Raw genomic sequence first — 21,658 nt, 5'->3', positions numbered from 1 at the left:
CGTCGTGAGTCCTGAAGCAATCGAATTTCACTATGCAGCCCGGTCTGATATCGGACTGGTCCGCAAGAACAATCAGGACTCTGCCTACGCGGGCCCCAATTTGCTTGTACTCGCTGACGGTATGGGCGGCCCGGCCGGCGGTGATATCGCCTCATCCGTCGCGATCGCCCACCTGGCGCACCTGGATTCGGAATCATATCCAGCTGATTCGATCGCCAAGCTCCTGCATGACAGCCTGGTGGATGCACACGATGAGCTCTGTGAACGCTCGGAAACTGACCCGGAGCTGAAGGGTCTGGGAACCACCTGCATTGCGATCATGCGTGCCGGCTCAAAACTGGCGATGGTCCATATTGGTGATTCTCGTGCCTACGTGATGCGTGGCCAGACCCTCACGCAGGTCACCATTGACCATTCTTTTGTCCAGTACCTTGTTGACAGTGGCCAGATCACGCCTGACGAGGCTGAACAGCATCCTCAGCGCAACGTGGTGCTGAAGATTCTAGGGGATTCGCAGGCCAGCGTGGTTCCTGACGAAACCATGCGTCAGGCTGTTGTGGGAGATCGCTGGCTGCTGTGTTCAGACGGTCTGTCCGGAGTGGTATCGGGAGACACGATCGGTTCGGTGCTGACCGAGTATGAAGATCCGGGCGAGTGCGCCGAAAAGCTCATTGACCTGGCGTTGCGTGCCGGTGGGCCTGACAATGTGACGTGCGTGATCGCGGATATTGTTCCGGCAGGCACAACGAACCAGACTGCTCCTGAAATTGTGGGTGCTGCCGCGATCGACCGTCAGGCACCCACCCGCGGAGGTGGCGGTGCTGCTGCGCGCGCAGCGGCCCTGGCCCGATCAACCTCGACTCATTCACTTTCAGATCCTGACGAGGATGCCGCTGAACCTGAGCGGCCTCGCATGCGGTGGTGGACCATTGCCGTGGGTGTGCTGGCCGTAGCAGCTGTGGTCCTGGCAGGCTTTTTGGGATACCGCTGGTCACAGCAGCAGTACTATGCGATTGGCGAGGACGGGGCGGTCGCCATCTACCAGGGAATTCCTCAGACGCTGGGGCCGTGGGCCTTTTCGCACCGCGTGGAGGTCACCTCTATTTCGCTGGCTTCCCTCGATAACGTGGATCGTGAACGACTGCAGGAACCTGTCACCCGTTCCTCACGCGAGGAAATCGACGCATATATTGCGCAGCTGGCACCCGTGAGTGCCCAGGGACCAGACAGTACGGATGCCCAATCGGGTGGTGACCGGCCACAGTCATCACGTTCCTCACAGTCGGGCACCCAGCCGCAGCCACAGTCGCTCCGCCACAGTGATTCCTCCGACGTGGAGGCACTGTAATGGCAACAGTGATGGTGGCACCGACACGTCCTCGACGCCTGGTGGAAATTGCGCTCATGGTGGTGGCACTGGCCATCGGAATCGGCGGCTACGTGCTGACGACGATCAACCGCACCGGCGTTATCCCCTCGAACCTGGGGATGCATATCGTGATCCTGCTGGTGGTTGCCATAGCCGCTGAAATCGGGATGCACGTGCTGGCACCCTACGCCGATCCTGTCATCTTGCCGATCTCGGTGGCATTGACCGGGCTGGGACTGGCGATGATTTACCGCCTGGATCTGACCTATGACATGCTCGGGCGTTACGACACTGAATCTGGTGGCCACCTCATGCCGACCAGCACGAAGCAGCTCATCATGGTGGGTGTCGCGCTGGTTGCCGCAGCACTCACCTTGATCGTGGTGCGTAATCACCGCCTCCTGCGCCGCTTTACGTACACGTTCGGAGTGATCTCCCTGGTCTTGTTGCTCCTGCCCATGCTCCCTGTCATCGGCAGTGAACAAATGGGCGCGCGCGTGTGGATCCGCATGGGGCCGCTCAGCTTGCAGCCAGGCGAACTCGTCAAAGTCACCCTGGCCATCTTCTTTGCCGGCTACCTGGTCAACAAGCGGGACTCACTGGCCATCGGCGGTCCGAAGATCCTGGGAATGCGCCTGCCGCGCGCACGTGACCTCGGTCCGATCCTGGTGGTGTGGCTCATCGGCATCGCGATTCTGGTACTCCAGCGCGACTTGGGCACATCCCTCATGTTCTTCGGCATGTTCGTGGCGATCCTGTACGTGGCGACCAACCGTCCCTCGTGGCTGGTGATCGGCGTTGTCATGTTCACTCCCGCCGTTATTTTGGCAGTACGCGCGTTCCCACACGTTCAGAACCGTTTCAACGTATGGCTCAATGCCCTGGACAATGACGTGTACAACGCGCAAGTGGGGTCCTATCAGGTCGTCCAGGGCCTCTTCGGTCAGGCTTCCGGCGGACTGATGGGCACCGGCTGGGGGCGTGGCTACCCGCACCTCGTGGTCCACGCCGAGTCCGACTTCATCTTGTCGTCACTGGCTGAAGAGCTCGGATTGACCGGGCTGCTGGCCATTTTGCTGCTGTACCTGATTTTGATTGAGCGCGGTTTGCGCGCAGCCATCGGTGTGCGCGACGGATTCGGCAAGCTACTGGCTGCTGGTTTGAGCTTCTCACTGGGACTTCAGGTGTTCGTCGTCCTGGGAGGTATTACGCGAGTCATCCCTCTGACCGGTCTGACTGCCCCTTTCCTTGCTGCCGGCGGATCATCGATGGTGGCGTCGTGGGTGATGATCGCGTTGCTGGTGCGTATTTCCGATGCTGCGAGGCGCCCCACCCGCCCGATCCCCTCCTCAGCGATCAGTGGACACGCTTCCCACGCCGGTAACAATGCGCTGGCTCAGTCACGCTCCGCACGTGCCGATCACCGCACAACCGCCACTGCATCTGAGGGTGGTGAGGCACAGTGAACACGCAGATCCGCAGATTGTTCCTGTTGATGCTTGTCATGTTTGCCGCCCTGGCATGCGCGGCAACGTCTATCCAGTTCTTCCAGGCTCCATCCCTGAACGCAGATGGGCGTAATACTCGCACCATCTTGCACGCCGCAGAAATCGATCGTGGCCCCATTATCGTCGGTGGTGACGCCGTTGCTTCTTCCTCAAAGGAGGAGAGCTCTGCACGCTTCCAACGCTACTACTCGCAAGGCCCGCTCTACGCACATGTCACTGGCTACTTTTCTTCCGTGTTTTCTCAGGCCAGCGGCATTGAGCGCGCATCCGAAGACGTTCTGGATGGCCGGTCGGACGCCCTCCTGATGCATCGGATCCGCACCCTGTTCACAGGGTCGGAGCGTCAGGGCGGTGGCGTGGTTCTGACACTGAATGAACAGATGCAGCGGGTGGCAGCTGAAGCGCTCGGTGCCAGGAAAGGCGCGGTGGTCGCCCTCGACCCAAAAACTGGAGCGGTACTGGCCTTGTATTCATCACCCAGCTACGATCCCAATCCACTGGCCTCTTTCGATGCTCAGACTGTTCAAAACGCCTATGACGCCCTGGTTGCCGACCCTGCGCAGCCGCTGACGAACCGTGCGATCGCGGGAAATCGGTACGCACCAGGGTCAGCGTTCAAGATCCTGACGGCAGCAGCCCTGCTCGAAAACGGCATGACACCCGATACGCCCGTCGATTCGCCGGTGGAGACACCACTGCCCGAGTCCACTACGACGGTGTCGAATATCGAATCCACAACCTGCGGCAACGGAAAACCTGCCTTGCGTGAAGCATTTGCCCGCTCCTGCAACACCTCCTTTGTCATTGCCTCTCAGCAGCTGCCTGACACGGCACTGGCCGACATGGCCAAGCGTTTTCAATTCGGAACGGAACTGTCCATTCCGCTGACGGTGACACCCTCGCGTTACCCGGAAGATGCCAATGCGCCTGAACGGGCGCTCACATCGATCGGACAGTTTGACGTCCAGGTGACCCCGATGCAGATGGCGATGGTGGCCGCGGCGGTGGGTAACCACGGCGTCATGATGAAGCCGCAGCTCATACGTGAGATCGTGGACGCCGATCTGCAGTCCACTCAGCAGATGACACCGACCAGGCTTGCTGAACCGATCAGCGCTGGTGTGGCCTCGCAGCTGACCTCGATGATGGTGTCAACGGTGAATGAGACGTACGGCACGGGCGGCCTGATGGCGCTGAGCAACTGGCAAGTGGCGGCAAAGACCGGCACGGCGGAAACGGGTGACGGGTCCGGCAAGGCCAATGCGTGGGCCGTTGCGTTCGCCCCGGCTGACGACCCGCAGATCGCGATAGCCGTTTTGGTGGAAGGTGATGATGAACAGCCTGTACCTCATGGTGGTGACACGGCCGGTCCGATCGCACGTGCCGTTATGGAGGCTGGCCTGCAATGAGTGAAGCAACGCATAACCATTACATGCCCGGACACTTGCTGGGCGGGCGCTACATGCTGCTCACGCGGATCGCACAGGGCGGCATGGGTGAAGTGTGGAAGGCACGTGATAAGCAGACCGGGCACATCGTGGCGGCCAAAGTGTTGCGGCCGGAACTGTCCGGCCATCAGCTTCCGCTGTCCCGTCTGCGCATCGAGGCACGTAACGCGATGCGTATCGAGCATCCCAACATTGCGTCTGTTCTGGATTCGGGCGAGGCCGGCGGGTATGGCTGGATCATGATGGAGTTGGTCGAGGGCCGCCCCCTGACGGACTACCTGCGCGGCGGGCGCACCCTGGAGGTGCGGGACATCATTCCGATGATGATTCAGGTGGCGATGGCTCTGCACGCAGCGGCAGCGGCAGGAGTGGTGCATCGCGATATCAAACCGGCCAATATCCTGATCAGGCCTGACGGAGTCGTCAAACTCACCGACTTTGGGATCTCCCGCACTGCCGATCAGGCCGCTTTGACAGCGGCAGGCATGGTGATGGGAACCGCTCAGTACCTGCCTCCCGAGCAGGCAATGGGTGAAGTGGCGACAACTCTTGGGGATCTGTACGCCCTTGGTGTCATTGCCTACGAAGCTGCATCGGGTAAGCGCCCGTTCACGGGAAAGACCCAGGTCGATATTGCGTTTGCGCACGTCAATGATCCTGTGTCGCCGCTGCCATCCAGCGTGCCTGAACCGTTTGCTCGGATCGTGATGAAGCTGCTGGAGAAGAACCCGAAGTCTCGTCCCCAATCCGGTGCGGCTCTGGCTCGTGAACTGGTTCAGGCTGCTCACACGCTGCACCTGTCGACAGCTCCCCGCCCGCTTCCTGCCCTTGAGGTTACCGACGACACCACCGCTCAGCCGCCCGTCATCGCGCCGTCCCACCAGGACACGCCAGCCACGCCTGCCATGCCAGCGACTCCTGCCGGGGGTGGCCCTGCTCTCGCTGATGCAACAACGTCTGTCGCTCCCGTTCTAGATCTGACAATCGATACCACCATTGACGAGGATGCCCTCGACAAACCACTGGATCCCCGCGAGCGGCGTCGACGGGAACTGGTGGCTCGCCTCAAACAGCGCGCCGAGGAACGCCAGCGTCAGGAGCAGCGTCAACGCGAAGAAGTGGAAGCTCAGGCGACAGCGGAGCGCGAACGTGAGGCACATGAACGCCGCCTGCAGGCCGGTAGGCAACGTCAGGAGCGTCAGGAAGCGCTCAGGCGACAAAGCGCGCGTGCCACTGCGCAGGCACGCGACACCAAGCATGAGGCGTCCCGCAGTCACTCCGGGTCGACAGGGCACTCCCCTGCCGCCTCGACTAAGAATCGCGCATCCGGTGCGTCGACAGCTGCGCACACATCTGGCTCGTCGACCGATGGTCGCCCACGCGTCCGGTGGCACGCAGTGGACCGTGCGAATGCGCGCAACGGGTTCAACAAGCACGATGAGGCGAGCTCGCCGACACCCACGCGCTTCAACCGTTCGCAGGTGTCACCGCCACTGACACGGCGCGATGTCCTGGGACGGGCGTTGATCATCGCACTGATCTTTGTCACGATCGTCCTGATCGTCATTGCCACCCTTTACAATAGATTTGGATCATTGTCTCTACCCCTAGGGATGAGTCAATTCATCATCGAGGAGGCTCACACATGGCCGATTCCATGGCCCACCGTCTAGGCGGACGCTACGAAATCCGCTCGCTCATCGGGCGAGGCGGCATGGCGGAAGTCCGCCTGGGATTCGACACGCGTCTGAGTCGCATCGTCGCGATCAAGATGCTGCGAACAGACCTGGCACGCGATTCGATCTTCCAGACCCGTTTCCGCCGTGAAGCGCAGGCGGCAGCCTCTTTGAACCACCCCAATATCGTCGCCGTGTATGACACTGGCGAAGAGGTTGTCACCACGCCCGATGGTTCGGGAGTATCCGTTCCCTACATCGTGATGGAGTACGTCGAAGGACACACCGTTAAGGATCTGCTGGCTGACGGCACTCCGGTTCCGATCGACGAAGCGGTCGAGATCGTATCCGGCGTCTTGTCGGCACTGGAATATTCCCACTCGCAGTCGCTCGTCCACCGCGACATCAAGCCGGGCAACATCATGCTCACCACTGACGGCAAGGTCAAGGTGATGGATTTTGGTATCGCCCGCGCTCTGACAGATTCTCAGGCGACCATGACGCAGACCAATGCGGTTGTCGGCACGGCGCAGTACCTGTCCCCTGAGCAGGCCCGCGGTGAACAGGTCGACGCGCGTTCCGACTTGTACTCCACCGGCATCGTCCTCTTTGAACTGCTCACAGGCCGGCCGCCGTTCAAGGGAGATTCTGCCGTTGCCGTGGCCTATCAGCATGTCTCCTCGACGCCACCGCTGCCCTCGTCCATTACACCGGATATTCCTGAGTCGCTTGACCGAGTGGTGATGAAGTGCCTGGCGAAGGATCGTGAGGATCGGTACTCCTCAGCAGCATCGATGCGTTCTGACCTGATCCGGGCCGTACACGGTGCTGACGTGGATGCACCTGCCACCCAGGTGTGGGAGACGGCCGCACTGGCCAATGCGGGCAGCTCATCTGGTGCGACCGCCACGATGCCGTTGTCGCAGATGTCATCGCCTCCCCCACCACCGCCGAGCTATACGAACAGGAACCGTGCCCAGTACGCTGACACGTCTGTGGCGACCGAGGAGGAAGCAGAACCGCGCAAGAAGCGCACAGGTCTGATCGTCGCACTGGTGATTCTTCTGATTGGCGCGCTGGGAATCGGTGCGGTCGCCCTCATGCAGTCGAACAAGGATCCTGAAAAGGTCACCGTTCCTGATGCTCTGATCGGCATGACGCAGGAGGAAGCCAAACAGGCTGTCGAAGGTGCGGGGCTGGTCTTCGCCATTGGTGATCCCGTCGAATCGGAAGATGTGGAAGAAGGCCGCGTCGCTCAGTCTGATCCGCCGCCCTCCACCCAGGTCGAAGAAGGCTCGTCAGTTACTGTGTTCCTCTCCTCGGGACCAGCTTCCCAGCCCGTTCCTGATGTCACCGGCAATCCGGTGGATCAGGCGCGCACAATCCTGGAAAACGCCGGTTTCGAAGTAAAGGTCTCCGACCAGAAGAAGCCATCCGATGATATTGCTGAAGGCAGCGTCGTCGAAACCTCACCGAAGGCTAAGGAAATGGCCAAGAAGGGATCGACGGTTACGCTCATCGTGTCCTCGGGCAGCAACCAGGTTGCCGTTCCTGATGTCAACGGAATGAGCCAGGAGCAGGCGCGCTCCGCGATCGAAGCAGCCGGACTGCGGGTCGGATCCGTCACGAGCGTCGATTCCGCCGAGCAGGCGAAGGATCGTGTCGTCTCCTCCGCACCCGCTGCCGGTGAAAAAGTCGCCAAGGATTCAGAAATCACGCTGCAGCTTGCGTCCGGAAATGTGGCTATCCCTGCCGGCCTTCCCGGCCAGTCCCAGGAAGCTGTGGTCAACGCTCTCAAGGAACTCAAACTGGTTCCGGATGTGTACGAGATGGACAGCAACGATGTCGCCAAGGGAATGGTCGTCAACGTTGAGCCCGGCGAAGGCCAGCTCGTCTCCCAGGGTGGCACGGTGAAGGTGTACGTCTCGAGGGGATCGTCCTCAGGCTCTCAAAGTGGCAACTAAGTAATCGACGGTAAGCGCCGGCTCGGTGCCCGGCCCCGCGGTCGGCCCGTTAGTCGGTTAGCTCAGAGCGCTCGGCAACCACAGGTGTCAGCTCACGTGCGCGCCTGGGCGCGTCCGCGTCACCGCAGGCTGCCAACCAGTTGGCCAGCATGAGGTGGCCCGAGCGCGTCATCACCGATTCAGGATGGAACTGCACGCCCTCAAGAGGAAGCTCTCTGTGGCGCAACGCCATGATGATGCCACTGTCCGTGGTCGCACTGACCTCCAGGCACTCCGGCACCGTCGCAGGATCGACAACCAGCGAGTGATAACGCGTGACGGTGAGAGGATTCTCCGCGCCGGCGAAAACACCGCGCCCATCGTGCGTAATCGGTGAGGTCTTACCGTGCATCAATTCGGGAGCGCGCACCACGTCCGCTCCGAAATACTCACCCAGTCCCTGATGCCCCAGGCACACTCCCAGCATCGGTACGTGCCATCTGGCACACACATCGATCACATCAAGCAGGCTTCCTGCCTCCTCGGGTCGGCCTGGCCCGGGTGAGACGAGCACGCCGTCATACGTACGCTCACCATCGGCAGCGGCCCCGTAGGCGCCCTCGTCAATGAGGGAAAGATCCACCTGGTCGTTACGCACGACGTCCACGTGCGCGCCGAGGTGACGCAGGTAGCCGACGATGGTCCAGACGAATGAGTCATAGTTGTCCACGCACAGGATTCGACGCTGGCGCGGAGCAGATTCGGTTGGGGCCATTGACGAATCGTTTCCAGGTGTTGTCATCAGACGGTGACGTTCCCGTCAATGTAAGTGGACTGGAACCACGGGAACACCCATTGGAACAGCACGGCGATGACAAGAACGATCAGCAAAACAGCCTCAATGGTCTTGAGCCAGGCCGGGCCAGGTAGGTGGCGGAAAATCCATGCGTACATGTTGGTCGAATCCTCTCTTCACACGCGGGGCAAGACAAATACGGCGGTCATTTCGCAGGCTCGCTGGCCAGCGCTGCAGGAACACCGGTTTCCTTGGGCGTCCACGAATCCAGCTTGAGGTGCACGATGTATCGCTCCGTGTTCGACCACTCGGGATGGCACGTCGTCATCGTCATCCACCGCTCGGTAGGGGTTTCAGAAAAACTGAGGTCGCCGGGGACCGGAGCGATCGTCTTGATGTTTGTTTCATCGTCGGCGGAGTAGATCTCGAAATTGTCCATCGTGTACACGTAGTACGTGTTGGCCGTTTCAACAACGACCTGGTCACCAGGTTCGAGGCGGTCAATGAAACGGAAGTTATTGCCGTAGGTTCGCCTGTGCCCGGCGACAGAGAAATTGCCGAGGGCGCCCGGCTGAGCCGTTTCCACGTAGTGCCCGGCATACGCTTTCGCGAGCACATCGGGAGTGGTGCCTTCAGCAAGCGGAATCTTTGCCCAGTTCCATTTCGGCACGTGAACAACGCCGTACACCTCACCAGGAGCAGGCTGATCGATCGCCGGTGGTTCATCCGTGCGCCGTTCACCTGATTTTTGCGGGGCCTGGTGTTCCTGTTCGAATTGCAGAACCGTTTCTTGGGCCGGCCCGCTGACTTGGTAGCTCGTCCAGAACAACTGCCAGAACGCGAAGAGGCCCAGGATGATGGCAACGGTGATGAGCAACTCACCGATCACTCCGATGATGCGGGTCGGCAATGATGCTGGGGCGCTCTCAATCCTCCGGACGTGAGCCGGTGTGCCTGAACTAGCCATGATCCTCCACAATGCGCGCGTACTGAGGTGAAGTGTCTTCGGGCAGTGCGGTGAATGTCAAGTCCTTTTCTTCATCCAGACGCCAGCCCAGGCCGTACTTCACGACATACCTTTTATAGTTGATTATTCTCTCATCTGAATTGATTGCTCGCTTGAGGCGATCAGGATCGCCTATGGCGGAAATCGCATACGGCGGTGAATACGAGGTGCCGTCCACCAAGATGACGTTGCCGATACAGCGAATGACCGAGCGTGACGTGACGCGCTTGCCCTGCACCGTCATCGCTTCCGCACCGCCGCGCCACAACGCATTCATCACATCTTCAATGTCCTGCTGGTGAATCACCAGATCGTCGGGCTGGGCACCCTCGGGCAAAATCTGATCTGCAGGCGCGTCAGTGAGCGTGACGGTGACACCCGGCCCCTGAACAGCGGTAGTCGTTCCGATCGGGATTGACGAGGCAGCTCCCTCATTCGTTGCAGGATCGTCACTCGATGAGATGGTGTCCACGTAGCGATGGATGGATTCGCGCAGACTGTTGCGCTGATCTGTCAGCTCCTGAACGGTTTCCTGCCTGTCTCGCACCATGGACAGCAGGTTGACGTCGCTGCTTGATGCCTGGCCCCGCGTATTGGAGGCCGCTACGCCGAAGACGACGCCGCAGGTCACCATCACGACCAGGATTGCCAGTGCTGAGCGCATCTTCTTCCACGTTCGTCTCTTGGGCGAACGCTCCCCTGAACGTTTACGTGGTGGATCCATCCGCGCACGCGGGGCATAGCTCGGCGGAGGTGACTGCGGCGAATCGCTGTCGCTCATCATCCCTCCTGACTGGTCGGACCATATCTGAGCGGTGGGTGCATCACGTTGGCAGGCGGCAGACCACAGTGAGATAGACCGAAAACGACTACCGCGTGTCGATCGCTTTGGCCGATACCCCACTCCGAGACTACGCTAGAGGATATCCAGGCGCATAACGCGCCACGGCAGTTATTCAAGTCCCGGCCCCATTCCGGGAGAGCGATCAGGAGTAGGTTGTGGCCGAGTCGAAAAAACGCAAGCGCAAAAGCGGCGAAGTAGCTGAGCAGGATACCGAAGTCCACTCATGGACTGAAGACATCCCCATGAGCCCATCGTGGTGGGCTCCGGCTTTCATTACACTGCTCATTGTTGGCCTGGTGTGGGTCATGGTGTACTACATCTCGTCCGCACGCTTCCCGATCCCCGGTATCTCATGGTGGAACCTGGTCATCGGTTTCGGCATTATGCTGATCGGTTTCCTGATGACGCTGCGCTGGCGGTAAGCTCGGCTGCTCGGCGAGCGTGCTGACATCATTTACCATGCGGCGGCGCTCACCTCACCTCGTCCGCCCGTAAACCGACTAGTAGTTCAAAGCGAGCAACGCGGCATATTCCACAGCCACCACGGCGCACACGGCGATCAGCATTCCTGCACCGGCCAGTGCGCTGATGCGTGTCTTGCGCGTGGCCTCGGCCTGACGGTTGACGACGACCTCACCGCTCCTGCGACGCGGCGGGCGCCTCATGATATGCGCAAAGCCCCACGTCACCAGCGCGCCCACGATCATGCCGCCGACATGCGCCTGCCAGGAAATATTGGGCACGATGAAGCCGTAACCGAGGTTGATTGCCAGCAGGATCAGAATCGATGTCGTATTGATCCCGCTCATCTTCTGAAGGACGAAAATCGCGGCGAACAGGCCGAATACGGCGCCCGACGCCCCAACAGTGGTCACCAACAGTGTTTGTCGGCTGACGAAGCACCAGGCCAGGACACCGGCACTGCCACCGATCGCGCTGGCGATATACAGGATGAGGAAACGCCACCATCCAAGCACAGGCTCGATGCTCGAGCCGACGAACCACAGTGCGACGAGGTTGAACAGGATGTGCAGGACGTTGGCATGCAGGAATGCAGTCGTCAGAATTCGCCAGGGCTCAAGCCATCCGATCGCCGGCATGAACGCCAGGGAACTGTAGACCTGCGGAATGAGCTTCATCGCCACGAATGTCACTGCGCACAGGCCAATAAGCACCATCGTCACGGTCGGTTTTTGAGTCCAGCGCATCTGACGGCGTCCGCGTCGGCCTCGTTTCTTCGCACAGTCCACACACATGGCGCGCACTTCCACCGGTACACGGCACTGCGGGCACATCGGCCGGTTACATACCTTGCAGTAGTCGATGGACTGCACATCAGGGTGGCGTGGACACGGCGGAGCCGCATTCGGGTCTGAACGCTGACCGTACTGAGGTATCTTGGCCATACTCATCCTTTGTTCGAACTCACCGTTGGAGGGGCTGCGCCCGCCACAGTGGACGAGGGCGTCCCATCCGGCTGTCAGGGCTGGCAGTATCCAGCTTACCGGTGGTCGCCCTCGTCATTGATGATGCAGGCATCAGCCCGCGTCTACTTGTCAAGAATCTCCACGGATTCAATCACGACGTCTTCGCGCGGCTTGTCGCGTCCGTCGGTGGGAACCTGTGCGATCGCGTCGACGACGCTGCGTGACTCATCGTCGGCCACCTTGCCGAAGATCGTGTGCTTGCCCTGCAGCCACTGGGTCGGGGCGACGGTGATGAAGAACTGGGATCCGTTGGTGCCCTTCCCCATGCGGGTTCCGGCGTTGGCCATTGCCAGGACATACGGCTCATTGAAGTTCAGTTCCGGATGGATTTCATCGTTGAACTGGTAGCCGGGGCCTCCTGTGCCGGTGCCGAGCGGGTCACCTGTCTGGATCATGAAACCGTCGATGACGCGGTGGAAGATCACGCCGTTGTACAGCGGTGAGCTCATTTCCTGACCGGTGCCGGGGTGCGTCCACACGCGCTCACCGGTTGCCAGTCCCACGAAGTTCTTCACCGTGAACGGTGCGTGGTCGGGGTACAGGTCCAGGCGGATATCGCCTTGTGAAGTATGAAGAATAGCTTGCATGAATCTATAGTGACAGATTTTCCGCCTGTGAGCACGCGTGTGGGCAGCCGTTCGCCCAGCGCGCATTTTACGTAAATGGTCACTGTCTGCCGGCCTTTTATGGTGTGATTAAAGTGCATTGAATCGTGTGACGGTGCACAATAGGGGGGAAGACCCTTTGCGTCATTCGTCGCAATGAAGAAACAAGATCCGGAGGCATCAATGGCTAAGAAACACCAACTCGATCCGGAGCAGATTAAATCTGATGCCGTTCAGCTGGGGTCCACTCTGGCTGAGCAGGCTCATGCCGCTGCCGAAAAGGTCGCTGACCTGGCGGAACAGGGCTTGGACTGGGCCGGCCCGCGCGCTCAGGAGGTATTGGATAATGCTCGCAAGACTGCAGACAGCGCCCGCAAGTCTGCCCAACCTTACATTGACGAAGCGACTGACCGTGCCCGCGATGCTGCAGACAAGGTTCGTCCCGTGGTTGAAGAAGCACGTAAGCGTGCCGAAGATGACTACCTGCCTCGCGTGAACCGCGCATGGACGGAAGCAACGGCTGCCGCTCAGACTGACGGTGACCTGATCGAACGCGCTCGCCGCGCTGCCGATGCCGGATCATATGCGTTGACCACGCCGACCCCAAAGCGTAAGTCACACCGCGTTGCCAAGTGCCTCGGCTGGACGGCACTGGGGCTGAGCGCCGCTGGTGTGGGATACCTGTTGTGGCGTCGAAGCCAGCCGATCGAAGATCCGTGGGCCGAGGAATACTGGGCTGACCTGGACACCGATGTTGAACTGCCTGACGTTGAGGTGGAAAGCGCTGATGACGCGCAGGGCGCGTCGCAAACCCCGACCGACGAGGAAAAGGCTGCGGCTGAAGAGGCTGCTCAGGCCAAGCTTGAAGCCGATGAGAAGGCCAACAAGGAAGCTGAAGAAGCTGCCAAGTAAGGCCTCCAGCGCGGGCACGTGAAAGAGGGACGCTCCCTTTACGAGGTGTCGTCTTTCTGAGCGCCCGCAGGGCTGTGAACTGCTGACCGGCGTGTGCGTCTGCGTGACGTCCACGCCGGTTTGCTTTCACGGGGCGGGCGCGGTTTGCTTTCATGGGTCGGCGCCGGTTTGCAGTTGGCTGTGAGGAGACTGCACGGGGAGGCGCTCTTACCTTGACCAGTTGATCCGACGCTCCCGTAGCACCTTGACCAGTTGACTAAGACCTTTGCCCGTTGATAGTTCAAAGTCTTATACCTTGATCTGTTGATTTCTACCTTGAGCGCTTGATTGAGGCGCGCGCCAATTCCGCGCGATCGGTGCCGACACCGAGCAGATCATGGCGCTGTTTGCCCGCGAAGCTGATCGGATGCAGCGCGATGGACTTGATCAGTGGCAATCTGGCATCTATCCATTGACCGAGCATATTGAGGCAGATATTCGAAGCGGCTACGGATGGGGGGTTGCCAGCAGAGGAGACGTCCTGGCCTATCTGAGTATCGACGACACTCCCGGCCCGTTTTACGATGCGGCCAATCTGACGTGGAAGACTCCGCGCGAGGGAACGAGGGAACATGGGTGATGCACCGACTGATCGTTGCCGAAGAAGCTCGCGGAATGGGACTGGCTCGCAAGCTGATTGAATTCGCTGTGACGCAGTCACCGAACGGGTATCTGCGCGCGGATACGGATCCGAAAAACACGCCCATGCGGGCACTGTTTGAGCGGCTCGGATCCCGTGACGCTGGATTGCTGACCTATCACGAATTCAACGATTTGCAATGCGTGACCTACGAGCGCTGGGTGCACTCGGTCGTGCGGCGACAGATGAGCCAACACGTTCAGGTGCACCCGGCCAGATTCGGCTGGATGTGACAGCGCCGCCAGGCGCCAGCACCGCATTCCCACGCGCATGGCCTCACCCCGGATAATCTCGCCGCGCGCTGAATATTTCCATTGAGGGCGCGCCGAGCCGGCAAATAGGGTAGACATGAAGTGCACATCCACTATGAGAGGAGTCACAATGGCGAATTCAACTGTGAGCACTGCGAGCACCCACTGGGAAGGTGGCCTGACAGACGGCGCCGGACAAACGACACTCGAAACATCCGGTGTGGTCACACTGGACGTCGCGTGGGGCAAGCGCACTGATCCAGGCCAGGGCACCACGAACCCCGAAGAACTCATCGCAGCAGCCTTTGCCACCTGCTATTCGATGGCACTGACCAACGAGCTGACCGAAAACGGCCATACGCCTGAATTCCTCGACACCACTGTTGAGGTCTCCTTCAACCCCAAGGACGGCATTTCCGGAGCCAAACTCACCGTCAGCGGTAAGGTTCCCGGCCTCGATGCTGACGCATTCAAGGAAAAGGCTGAGTGGGCGAAGGACAACTGCCCCGTCTCCAAGGCACTCGGCGGCCTCAAGAAAGAGCTTGTCGTGAATGCCTGAGTTTCATCTCAAACGCATCTACGAGGACCCGGAGCCATCTGACGGCCTCCGGGTTCTCGTCGATCGCCTCTGGCCAAGGGGGATCTCCAAAAAGCGCGCCGCACTGGACGAATGGAACAAAGACCTGCCACCATCACCGCAGCTGCGCACCTGGTTCGGACACCGACCCGAACGTTTTGAGGAGTTTGCACACAGGTACCGTCAGGAACTGGCTGACAGCGGAGCTGCACGCGACTTCGTGGAAAACCATCTCACCTGTGATGTTGTCACGCTGCTCATCGCAGCAAAAGACCCCGAGCACAACCACGGACTGGTGCTGCAGGACGTTCTCACCACACTTGCCGCTGAGCGTGCGGATCGCCAGCAATGCGGATCACCATGACAGCACGAACCGATGACACTGCCCATTTGTCTCAGTAGCGACGCAGCGACGCCCTCGTTCACCCATGTTTGACGGAGTTGACGAGTTCGACTGTGGACGTCGCCCCTGTCACATGTGAATAAGACAAGGGGCGCCCCGGAGTTCACACCCCGAGGCGCCCCTTGAGTTATGTGTACGGGATCAGCCCTTCACGGATCCGCGGGTCACACCCGAGATCACCCAGCGCTGAGAGAACACGTAGACCAGCAGCAGCGGAGCCATCGCCATCAGGTAGGAGGCGAATGCCACCGAGTAGTCCAGGTTGAACTGTCCCTGGAACACATACTGTGCCAGCGGCAGCGTGCGGTGCGCCGGATCGGTCAGCACAACCAACGGCAAGATGAAGTCATTCCATGCCCACACGCACGTAATGATTCCGACCGTCGCATTCATCGGAGTGAGCAGCGGGAAAATCACCTGCCAGAACACACGCCACGTGGATGCGCCATCCACGCGCGCCGCCTCTTCCAACTCAATGGGAATCGAGCGGATGTAGGAGACGTAGATGAACGAGTTCATCGACAATCCGAAGATCGTGTACAGGATGACCATGCCGATGGGTCGATCCAGGTGCAGGATCGACATCTGCTTGATGATCGGCAACATGATGATCGGGAACGGGATGAACAGTGCCGACAGCAGGTAGTAGAACGCGCCCTTGAAGAACGGCTTATGCAGGTTACGTGCAATCGCCCAGGACACGATCGACGAGGTCAAAATCGTGAACACCAGGGTCAGTGCTGTGACGAACACGGTGTTGACCAGCGCGTGTTTGAAGTCGGCACGTTCCCACGCGTCCGCGAAGTTCTGCCAGCGGATCGAGGTCGGCAGTTCGAAACCGTTACCGTTGAGCACCTGATCAGGCGACTTGAGCGCAACAACCACGGCGAGGTACATCGGGATCAGCACGCCCAGAGACGTGAACAGGATAAACAGCGTGGCCACCCAGTTGATGCGGCGCCTCTTTGAAGGGCGTATCTTGCGCGTCGACGTGTTGGCCGAGTTCTGCCCGGCTGTCCCTCGCGTCGAGGGCGACGACGTTGACGAGGACGTTGATTCGATCGGTGTGCCTGGTGTCATGGGAGCAGTCATGTTACTTTCCCTCCCCACGTTGCAAAATTCTGAATTGGAACAGCGACACGATGGTGATCACCACGAAGAAGAACACCGCGTTTGCTGTCTGGTAGGCGAACTCACCGCCGGTGAAGCCGCCTCGGTAAATCAGGACGGAGACCGATTCGGTTGCCGTGCCCGGTCCGCCGTCGGTCAGCGCGATGATCGGGTCGAAGACCTGCAGGAAGCTCTTCAAACTCAGCACCATATTGAGGGTGAAGAAGGGGCCGATCAGTGGGAACGTGATCTTCCAGAACTGTTGCCACGAGTTCGCACCATCCAGTGCGGCAGCCTCGTACACATCGTCTGGAACGGTTTGCAATCCGGCCAGGTACAAGATGATCGCGAATGCGCTTGCCTGCCACACGGCCAGCGTGATGATCGCTCCCCATGCGGCGATCGGGTGCGTCAAAATGTTGTCTCTGAACAGCGGAATGCTGGAGAAAATCTTCGGCAACGATGTTGAGAACATGAATTTGAAGACGTAGCCGATGATCAGCACCGACAGGACGTAGGGGATGAAGAACACGCCTCTGAAGAAGTTACGGGCCAGAATGTTCGAGTTCAGCGCCACGGCGATGATCAGTGAGATCACGTTCGTCAGGATCGTGGCGATGATGGCGAAAATGAAGGTGGCCGCATATGCGTGGAACATGCGCTCGTCGCGGAAAATGTTGATGTAGTTGGAGATTCCAACGAATTTCCACGTTCCGTATCCGGCATAGTTCGTGAACGAGAAGAACACGCCGATCAGGACGGGCAGTGTATGGAACAGTGCGAACGCAATGAGCGCGGGCACAACAATCATCGTGTACGTGCGGTCCTTGGTGGGCGACACCGTCCGTCGCTTCCCCTTATCTGAACCGGATCTGCGTGCGGACGAGGCCGAGGACTTAGCCGAGAGCGTGCCCGATGAGGCCGTACCCGACACGGCCGTAGCCGTTGCCGTGGTGGTCACCGAACGTGCAGGTTCACTCGCCGTTGCTGTGTCTCGTGAGCGCATGCGTTCGCGCAACTGTGGCGGCAGGTCAACCATGCGGCCGTCTTCGCCGTCCGTGCTGCCGGCATTGTGCGATCCGGCGCCAGCACCAGGTGTTGATGACATGGATTTTCCTTTCACTCCACAGTGCGTGCAGCGTATTCACGCCACTGGCGATCCAGCTGCTGCAGTGTCACTGATGGGTCTGCGTCAAACAATCCTTGCTGGACCAGAGGGTCCAGTCGGATAGAGGCGGGAACGTGGTGGTCCACGAATCCTGCGATGTGGCCTCCATCGAAGAACGGAGCCAGTTCCTGAATTGCCGGATCATCCGGGTAGTCAGCTTCCCTGAGGGAGGGGAACATGGATTGCGACTTCGCGACCTTCTCGATGACTTCAGGCTGGAAGAGGTAGTCGAAGAAGCGGCGTGCCTCTTCAGGGTGCGCCGCCCCCTTCCCCATCGTCACAACGACGTCCACGCCAGTCACCAGCAGGCGCTGGTCGGCGCCCTCACCTTCGGGAGCCGGATACGGGAAAATTGCCGCATCCACGTCGGGGTTTGCCTGACGGATCGGATTGAGCGCCCAGATACCCTGCATCAGCATGGCGACTTCACCGTTGGCAAATGCGGCGTTGCCGTCGTCGTAGGTTCGGGCACGCCATCCGTCCTGTGCGTATCCGAATAAGGTGAGTTGGCGCTGCATCGGTTCGGTGAAGTTCTTCTGGAACGACACCGCCGAATCCGGCCCGATATCCGTACCCTGCTCGCGCATGGTGTCGAAGAACCCGTCGCGCGCGGCGTAGGCGCCCAACCCATTAAATGAGGGCAGTGTGGTCCACGCGTCGGCCACCGTCCCGTAGAACGGTGTGATGCCAGCGGCCTTGAGCTTTTCACACACATCGAGCAGTTCTTCCCATGTGGAGGGAACTTCCAGGCCCTGTTCCTTGAAAATCTGGCGGTTGTAGATGATGCCGTCTGCGTTGTTCAGATAGCCGACACCGTTGACTTCGCCTTCCGCATTTCCCAGGTCAGCCAGAATGTCCTGCACAGCCGGGTTAATGTGCTCAAGCAGCGGGTCACCTGAAAAGTCGTGGAAGACGCCGGCTCGTGCCAGGTCAGCGAATTTTCCGTTACCGTTCAGGGTGATGACATCCGGCGGGCGGTTCTTCACCAGGAGCGTACGGATCGCGGTGTCCGCATCTGCCGATTGGTTAATGACTATGTCAATGTCGGGATTTTCGGCCTCAAAGTCAGCCGCGATTTCTTCGAAATCTGTTTTGGCTTCACCTTTGAACTGGAAAAAGTCCAGTTCGGTTTTCTCCTGCGCCTGGGGCGTCCCGCAGCTCGCCAATGCTCCACATGCGCATACAGCCAGAGCCGCAATCAGTGCTCGTCGCATTCGTGGTTGCCGAGGGGGACGTGTGGCACCGTGAGCATCTGGCTTGGATGTGTGCGTCGATGATGAGCACTGTGATTCGAGCGGAGAATGCTCCAGGGGCGATGCGTGTGAATACATCGTGACATCTCCTGCCTTCAAATGTATGGACTGAGCGCTCATTCACCCCTGCGGCATACGCAAGCGAGTCGGCGTTCAACGTGTGTGACGGGTGCTCCTCGTATCGGCCGTAACCATTACGATAAGCCACTTCATTTATATCTCATTGGCCACGAACGTGAGGAGCCGAGGGTCCTTTTTGTCAGCAATAACTCGGTTTTGACACCTGACAGACACCGTTTGCGTGTCGAGCCGCCAGTCGCCGTCCTCAGGTCCGTGACAAGCCGGTGAGTCAGAAGCGATTCAAAATCGCGCGAACCAGAGCAGCAGCGCCGTCATTCTCCACCGACCCGGTCACCGCGTCGGCATGACTGCGCACGTCCTCATCAGCGCCGCCCATCGCTACGCCGTGCGCAGCCCACTGCAGCATCGGGATGTCATTCGTTCCATCCCCCACCGTGACGATGCCGCTATGGGGCACCTGCAGGTACTCGGCCAGTTCTTCCAGACCGGTCGCCTTGGTAAAGCCGCGAGGACCGACATCCACCCAGGACGTCCATCCGATCGCCACTTCATGTGTGTCAGCCAGGCCAGTCTGCGCGATCGCCTCGCTGAATTCTTCACGCGTCAACGACGGCGCACGGCCAACGAGTTTGGTGCTGGGAGTGCTGCGCAGGTTCTCCATCGATTCGACGCGGAACGTTTCGATCAGCTCACCATGTGGGAACGGCGCAGAAACAGCGTATCCATAGTCGCGTTCTGACCCGATCAATGCATCCGGCATGACCTGGCGTAACGCGTCAATTGCTTCTGCGGGATTGAAACTGTGCCGGCGCACCACGCGTCGACCACCCTCGAGCTGAGGATCCCACTGACCCATCGTGGTGCCGTTCGAACACACCGCCCACCCCTGACTGGCTTTCAGATAGCCAAAGACCGGGTCGACGGCATTGACGCCTCGCCCAGTGGCGATCACCATCTTCATTCCGGCAGCAACACCGTCATGGAATGCGCTGATGACACGCTCAGAGGCACCCTCGGGAAGCAACAATGTGCCGTCAACGTCCAGGGCGACCATGATTTTGGTCGGATCGCCGGGAAGTGACGAGGGCAGGCCGGCCTCGGCCCTCGCGACGAGTTCATCGAAGGGGATGGCCTGCTCGCCGGACGGGGGCGGTGTGAGGAGCGGGATGCTCACCGCGGCTCCAGGACGTCGATTCCACCCAGGTAGGGCCGCATTGCTTCAGGCACGCGCACGGACCCGTCTTCACGCTGATGGTTCTCCAGGATCGCGACGAGCCAGCGGGTTGTCGCCAGTGTGCCGTTGAGCGTGGCAACCGGGAACATCTGGCCATCGCGGCGCTCTCGAATGCCCAGGCGCCGGGCCTGGAAGGTTGTGCAGTTCGATGTGGAGGTGACCTCCATGTAGCGCTGCTGGGTCGGCAGCCATGCCTCGCAGTCGAACTTGCGTGCTGCCGAGGTGCCGAGGTCGCCGGCCGCAGTATCGATGACGCGGTAGGGCAGTTCCATCTTCGCCAGCATCTCTTCTTCCCACGCAAGGAATTTCTTGTGCTCCTCTTCAGCATCCTCAGGGCGGCAGAACGAGAACATTTCCGCCTTGTTGAACTGGTGGACACGGATAATGCCGCGCGTGTCGCGCCCGGCTGCCCCAGCTTCGCGCCGGTAGCAGGTTGACCATCCGAGGTAATGCTTCGGGCCGTCACTCAGGTCCAGAATCTCACCCATGTGGTAGCCCGCGAGCGCGACTTCTGAGGTTCCCACCAGGTAAAGATCGTCAGCAGGCAGGTAGTAGATTTCATCGGAATGCTCGTTGAGGAATCCTGTGCCACCCATGACCTGCGGCGTCACCAGCGTCGGCGTCATCATCGGAGTGAAACCTGCAGCGACAGCCTGATCCAGCGCCATGGTCATCATCGCCAGCTCCAGGCGCGCGCCGATTCCCTTGAGGTAGTAGAAACGCGATCCTGAAATCTTGGCGCCGCGTTCGACGTCAATTGCGTCCAGTTTTTCACCGATTTCCAGGTGATCTTTCGGCTCGAACCCTTCGGCCGCGAAGTCACGCGGATCGGGGCCTTCATGGCGCAGCACCACGAAGTCTTCTTCACCACCGGTGGGCACTCCCGGCAGAATCAGGTTCGGCAGCATGCGTGCCAGTTTGTCGGCTTCTTCGCCTGCTTCGTTCGATGCGGCCTCAGCATTCTTGACCCGCGCAGCCAGTTCCTTGGCCTCAGCCAGGATTGCGGGCCGCTCTTCCTTGCTGGCACGCCCCACAGATCGAGAGACCTCTTTTTGCTGCGAGCGCAGCTGCTCGAATTCCTGGAGCAGTTCACGCCGCTTCGTGTCGGCTTCGAGGATTCGGTCCACCAGTTCCACGTCTGCGCCGCGCGCACGCTGTGAGGCGCGGGCCGGTTCGGGATCTTCTCGCAAGGCACGCATATCAATCATGTGTTCATGGTAGTTCAGATACACCGCCCGTTACTACCGCGCCAGCGGGGAGGGGTCGCGGGCATGTGCGGTGACGCCCCTCAATCGCGCGCACACGGCA

The 21,658-nt window shown here is 60.0% G+C and carries 22 protein-coding genes; 11 read left to right on the top strand and 11 right to left on the bottom strand.

Annotated elements, in window-relative coordinates:
- Positions 1-4: 4 nt before the first annotated feature.
- From BN3002_RS09680 to pknB, 5 genes are read left to right on the top strand one after another with little or no spacing between them, the layout of a single operon-like run.
- Positions 5-1,348 carry a PP2C family protein-serine/threonine phosphatase gene (locus tag BN3002_RS09680; RefSeq protein WP_058237951.1) on the top strand — a complete coding sequence of 448 codons (1,344 nt, stop codon included), beginning with the start codon at positions 5-7 and terminating at the stop codon, positions 1,346-1,348.
- Entirely contained in the window at positions 1,348-2,835 is a 1,488-nt protein-coding gene (locus BN3002_RS09675) for an FtsW/RodA/SpoVE family cell cycle protein (RefSeq protein WP_082628641.1), read from the top strand. The genes BN3002_RS09680 and BN3002_RS09675 overlap by 1 nt, the downstream gene beginning before the upstream one ends.
- Positions 2,832-4,286, top strand: coding sequence for a peptidoglycan D,D-transpeptidase FtsI family protein (locus BN3002_RS09670; RefSeq protein WP_058237653.1), 1,455 nt, complete (start codon positions 2,832-2,834; stop codon positions 4,284-4,286). The genes BN3002_RS09675 and BN3002_RS09670 overlap by 4 nt, the downstream gene beginning before the upstream one ends.
- The gene (locus tag BN3002_RS09665; RefSeq protein WP_058237652.1) at positions 4,283-5,998 is read left to right on the top strand and encodes a serine/threonine-protein kinase; all 1,716 of its coding nucleotides are present in this window, start codon (positions 4,283-4,285) and stop codon (positions 5,996-5,998) included. Before BN3002_RS09670 ends, BN3002_RS09665 begins: the two co-directional genes overlap by 4 nt.
- Complete coding sequence (gene pknB / locus BN3002_RS09660; RefSeq protein WP_058237651.1) at positions 5,971-7,965, top strand: Stk1 family PASTA domain-containing Ser/Thr kinase; 1,995 nt, start codon at positions 5,971-5,973, stop codon at positions 7,963-7,965. Before BN3002_RS09665 ends, pknB begins: the two co-directional genes overlap by 28 nt.
- A gap of 49 nt (positions 7,966-8,014) precedes the next feature.
- Here pknB and BN3002_RS09655 read toward each other — a convergent pair whose 3' ends face one another.
- The 4 genes from BN3002_RS09655 to BN3002_RS09645 are packed head-to-tail and all read right to left on the bottom strand — an operon-like array spanning position 8,015 to position 10,527.
- Entirely contained in the window at positions 8,015-8,719 is a 705-nt protein-coding gene (locus tag BN3002_RS09655) for an anthranilate synthase component II (RefSeq protein ID WP_058237650.1), read from the bottom strand.
- A gap of 26 nt (positions 8,720-8,745) precedes the next feature.
- Positions 8,746-8,898, bottom strand: a complete 153-nt coding sequence (locus BN3002_RS11345; protein WP_257525610.1) for a hypothetical protein — start codon at positions 8,896-8,898, stop codon at positions 8,746-8,748.
- Positions 8,899-8,945: 47 nt separating this feature from the next.
- On the bottom strand, positions 8,946-9,707 hold the full coding sequence (locus BN3002_RS09650; protein WP_082628640.1) for a class E sortase: 762 nt from the start codon (positions 9,705-9,707) through the stop codon (positions 8,946-8,948).
- Positions 9,700-10,527, bottom strand: a complete 828-nt coding sequence (locus BN3002_RS09645; protein ID WP_257525609.1) for a DUF881 domain-containing protein — start codon at positions 10,525-10,527, stop codon at positions 9,700-9,702. Before BN3002_RS09645 ends, BN3002_RS09650 begins: the two co-directional genes overlap by 8 nt.
- Before the next feature lie 218 nt (positions 10,528-10,745).
- Here BN3002_RS09645 and BN3002_RS09640 point away from each other — a divergent pair, with 218 nt between their 5' ends.
- Positions 10,746-11,012 (top strand): cell division protein CrgA, encoded by a 267-nt coding sequence (locus BN3002_RS09640; RefSeq protein WP_058237648.1) that lies wholly within the window; start codon positions 10,746-10,748, stop codon positions 11,010-11,012.
- 78 nt (positions 11,013-11,090) lie between these two features.
- Here the strand turns inward: BN3002_RS09640 and BN3002_RS09635 are convergent, their stop codons facing one another.
- Together BN3002_RS09635 and BN3002_RS09630 are read right to left on the bottom strand one after the other, a co-directional pair.
- Positions 11,091-11,996 carry a rhomboid family intramembrane serine protease gene (locus BN3002_RS09635; protein ID WP_257525608.1) on the bottom strand — a complete coding sequence of 302 codons (906 nt, stop codon included), beginning with the start codon at positions 11,994-11,996 and terminating at the stop codon, positions 11,091-11,093.
- Between the two features lie 143 nt (positions 11,997-12,139).
- Positions 12,140-12,664, bottom strand: a complete 525-nt coding sequence (locus BN3002_RS09630) for a peptidylprolyl isomerase (protein WP_058237647.1) — start codon at positions 12,662-12,664, stop codon at positions 12,140-12,142.
- A gap of 201 nt (positions 12,665-12,865) precedes the next feature.
- Between BN3002_RS09630 and BN3002_RS09625 the strand changes: the two genes are divergently transcribed.
- The 5 genes from BN3002_RS09625 (at position 12,866) to BN3002_RS09605 (ending at position 15,465) form a co-directional block, all read left to right on the top strand.
- A complete protein-coding gene (locus BN3002_RS09625) occupies positions 12,866-13,594 on the top strand; it encodes a hypothetical protein (RefSeq protein WP_058237646.1) in 729 nt (242 codons plus the stop codon).
- 376 nt (positions 13,595-13,970) lie between these two features.
- Positions 13,971-14,213 carry a hypothetical protein gene (locus BN3002_RS11190; protein ID WP_058237645.1) on the top strand — a complete coding sequence of 81 codons (243 nt, stop codon included), beginning with the start codon at positions 13,971-13,973 and terminating at the stop codon, positions 14,211-14,213.
- Positions 14,213-14,506: a GNAT family N-acetyltransferase gene (locus BN3002_RS09615; RefSeq protein ID WP_058237644.1), complete on the top strand. Its 294-nt coding sequence runs from the start codon at positions 14,213-14,215 to the stop codon at positions 14,504-14,506. Before BN3002_RS11190 ends, BN3002_RS09615 begins: the two co-directional genes overlap by 1 nt.
- Positions 14,507-14,654: 148 nt before the next feature.
- Entirely contained in the window at positions 14,655-15,083 is a 429-nt protein-coding gene (locus BN3002_RS09610) for an OsmC family peroxiredoxin (RefSeq protein WP_058237643.1), read from the top strand.
- Positions 15,076-15,465 (top strand): DUF488 domain-containing protein, encoded by a 390-nt coding sequence (locus tag BN3002_RS09605; RefSeq protein ID WP_058237642.1) that lies wholly within the window; start codon positions 15,076-15,078, stop codon positions 15,463-15,465. The genes BN3002_RS09610 and BN3002_RS09605 overlap by 8 nt, the downstream gene beginning before the upstream one ends.
- 180 nt (positions 15,466-15,645) lie before the next feature.
- Here BN3002_RS09605 and BN3002_RS09600 read toward each other — a convergent pair whose 3' ends face one another.
- The 5 genes from BN3002_RS09600 to serS all read right to left on the bottom strand — a co-directional run bounded on the left by BN3002_RS09600 (position 15,646) and on the right by serS (position 21,558).
- A complete protein-coding gene (locus BN3002_RS09600; RefSeq protein ID WP_257525607.1) occupies positions 15,646-16,596 on the bottom strand; it encodes a carbohydrate ABC transporter permease in 951 nt (316 codons plus the stop codon).
- 1 nt (position 16,597) lies between these two features.
- Entirely contained in the window at positions 16,598-17,722 is a 1,125-nt protein-coding gene (locus tag BN3002_RS09595) for a carbohydrate ABC transporter permease (RefSeq protein ID WP_227469227.1), read from the bottom strand.
- Positions 17,723-17,733: 11 nt separating this feature from the next.
- Positions 17,734-19,113 carry an ABC transporter substrate-binding protein gene (locus BN3002_RS09590; RefSeq protein ID WP_257525606.1) on the bottom strand — a complete coding sequence of 460 codons (1,380 nt, stop codon included), beginning with the start codon at positions 19,111-19,113 and terminating at the stop codon, positions 17,734-17,736.
- Between the two features lie 271 nt (positions 19,114-19,384).
- Positions 19,385-20,290, bottom strand: coding sequence for an HAD family hydrolase (locus tag BN3002_RS09585; RefSeq protein ID WP_058237641.1), 906 nt, complete (start codon positions 20,288-20,290; stop codon positions 19,385-19,387).
- Positions 20,287-21,558, bottom strand: coding sequence for a serine--tRNA ligase (gene serS / locus BN3002_RS09580; protein WP_058237640.1), 1,272 nt, complete (start codon positions 21,556-21,558; stop codon positions 20,287-20,289). Before serS ends, BN3002_RS09585 begins: the two co-directional genes overlap by 4 nt.
- Positions 21,559-21,658: the final 100 nt, after the last annotated feature.

The sequence above is a fragment of the Actinomyces ihuae genome, assembly GCF_001457875.1.
In the GTDB taxonomy this organism is placed as follows: domain Bacteria; phylum Actinomycetota; class Actinomycetes; order Actinomycetales; family Actinomycetaceae; genus Pauljensenia; species Pauljensenia radingae_A.
The sequence above is the reverse complement of the archived record's forward strand: the minus strand, read 5'-3'. Positions and strand labels throughout refer to the sequence as shown.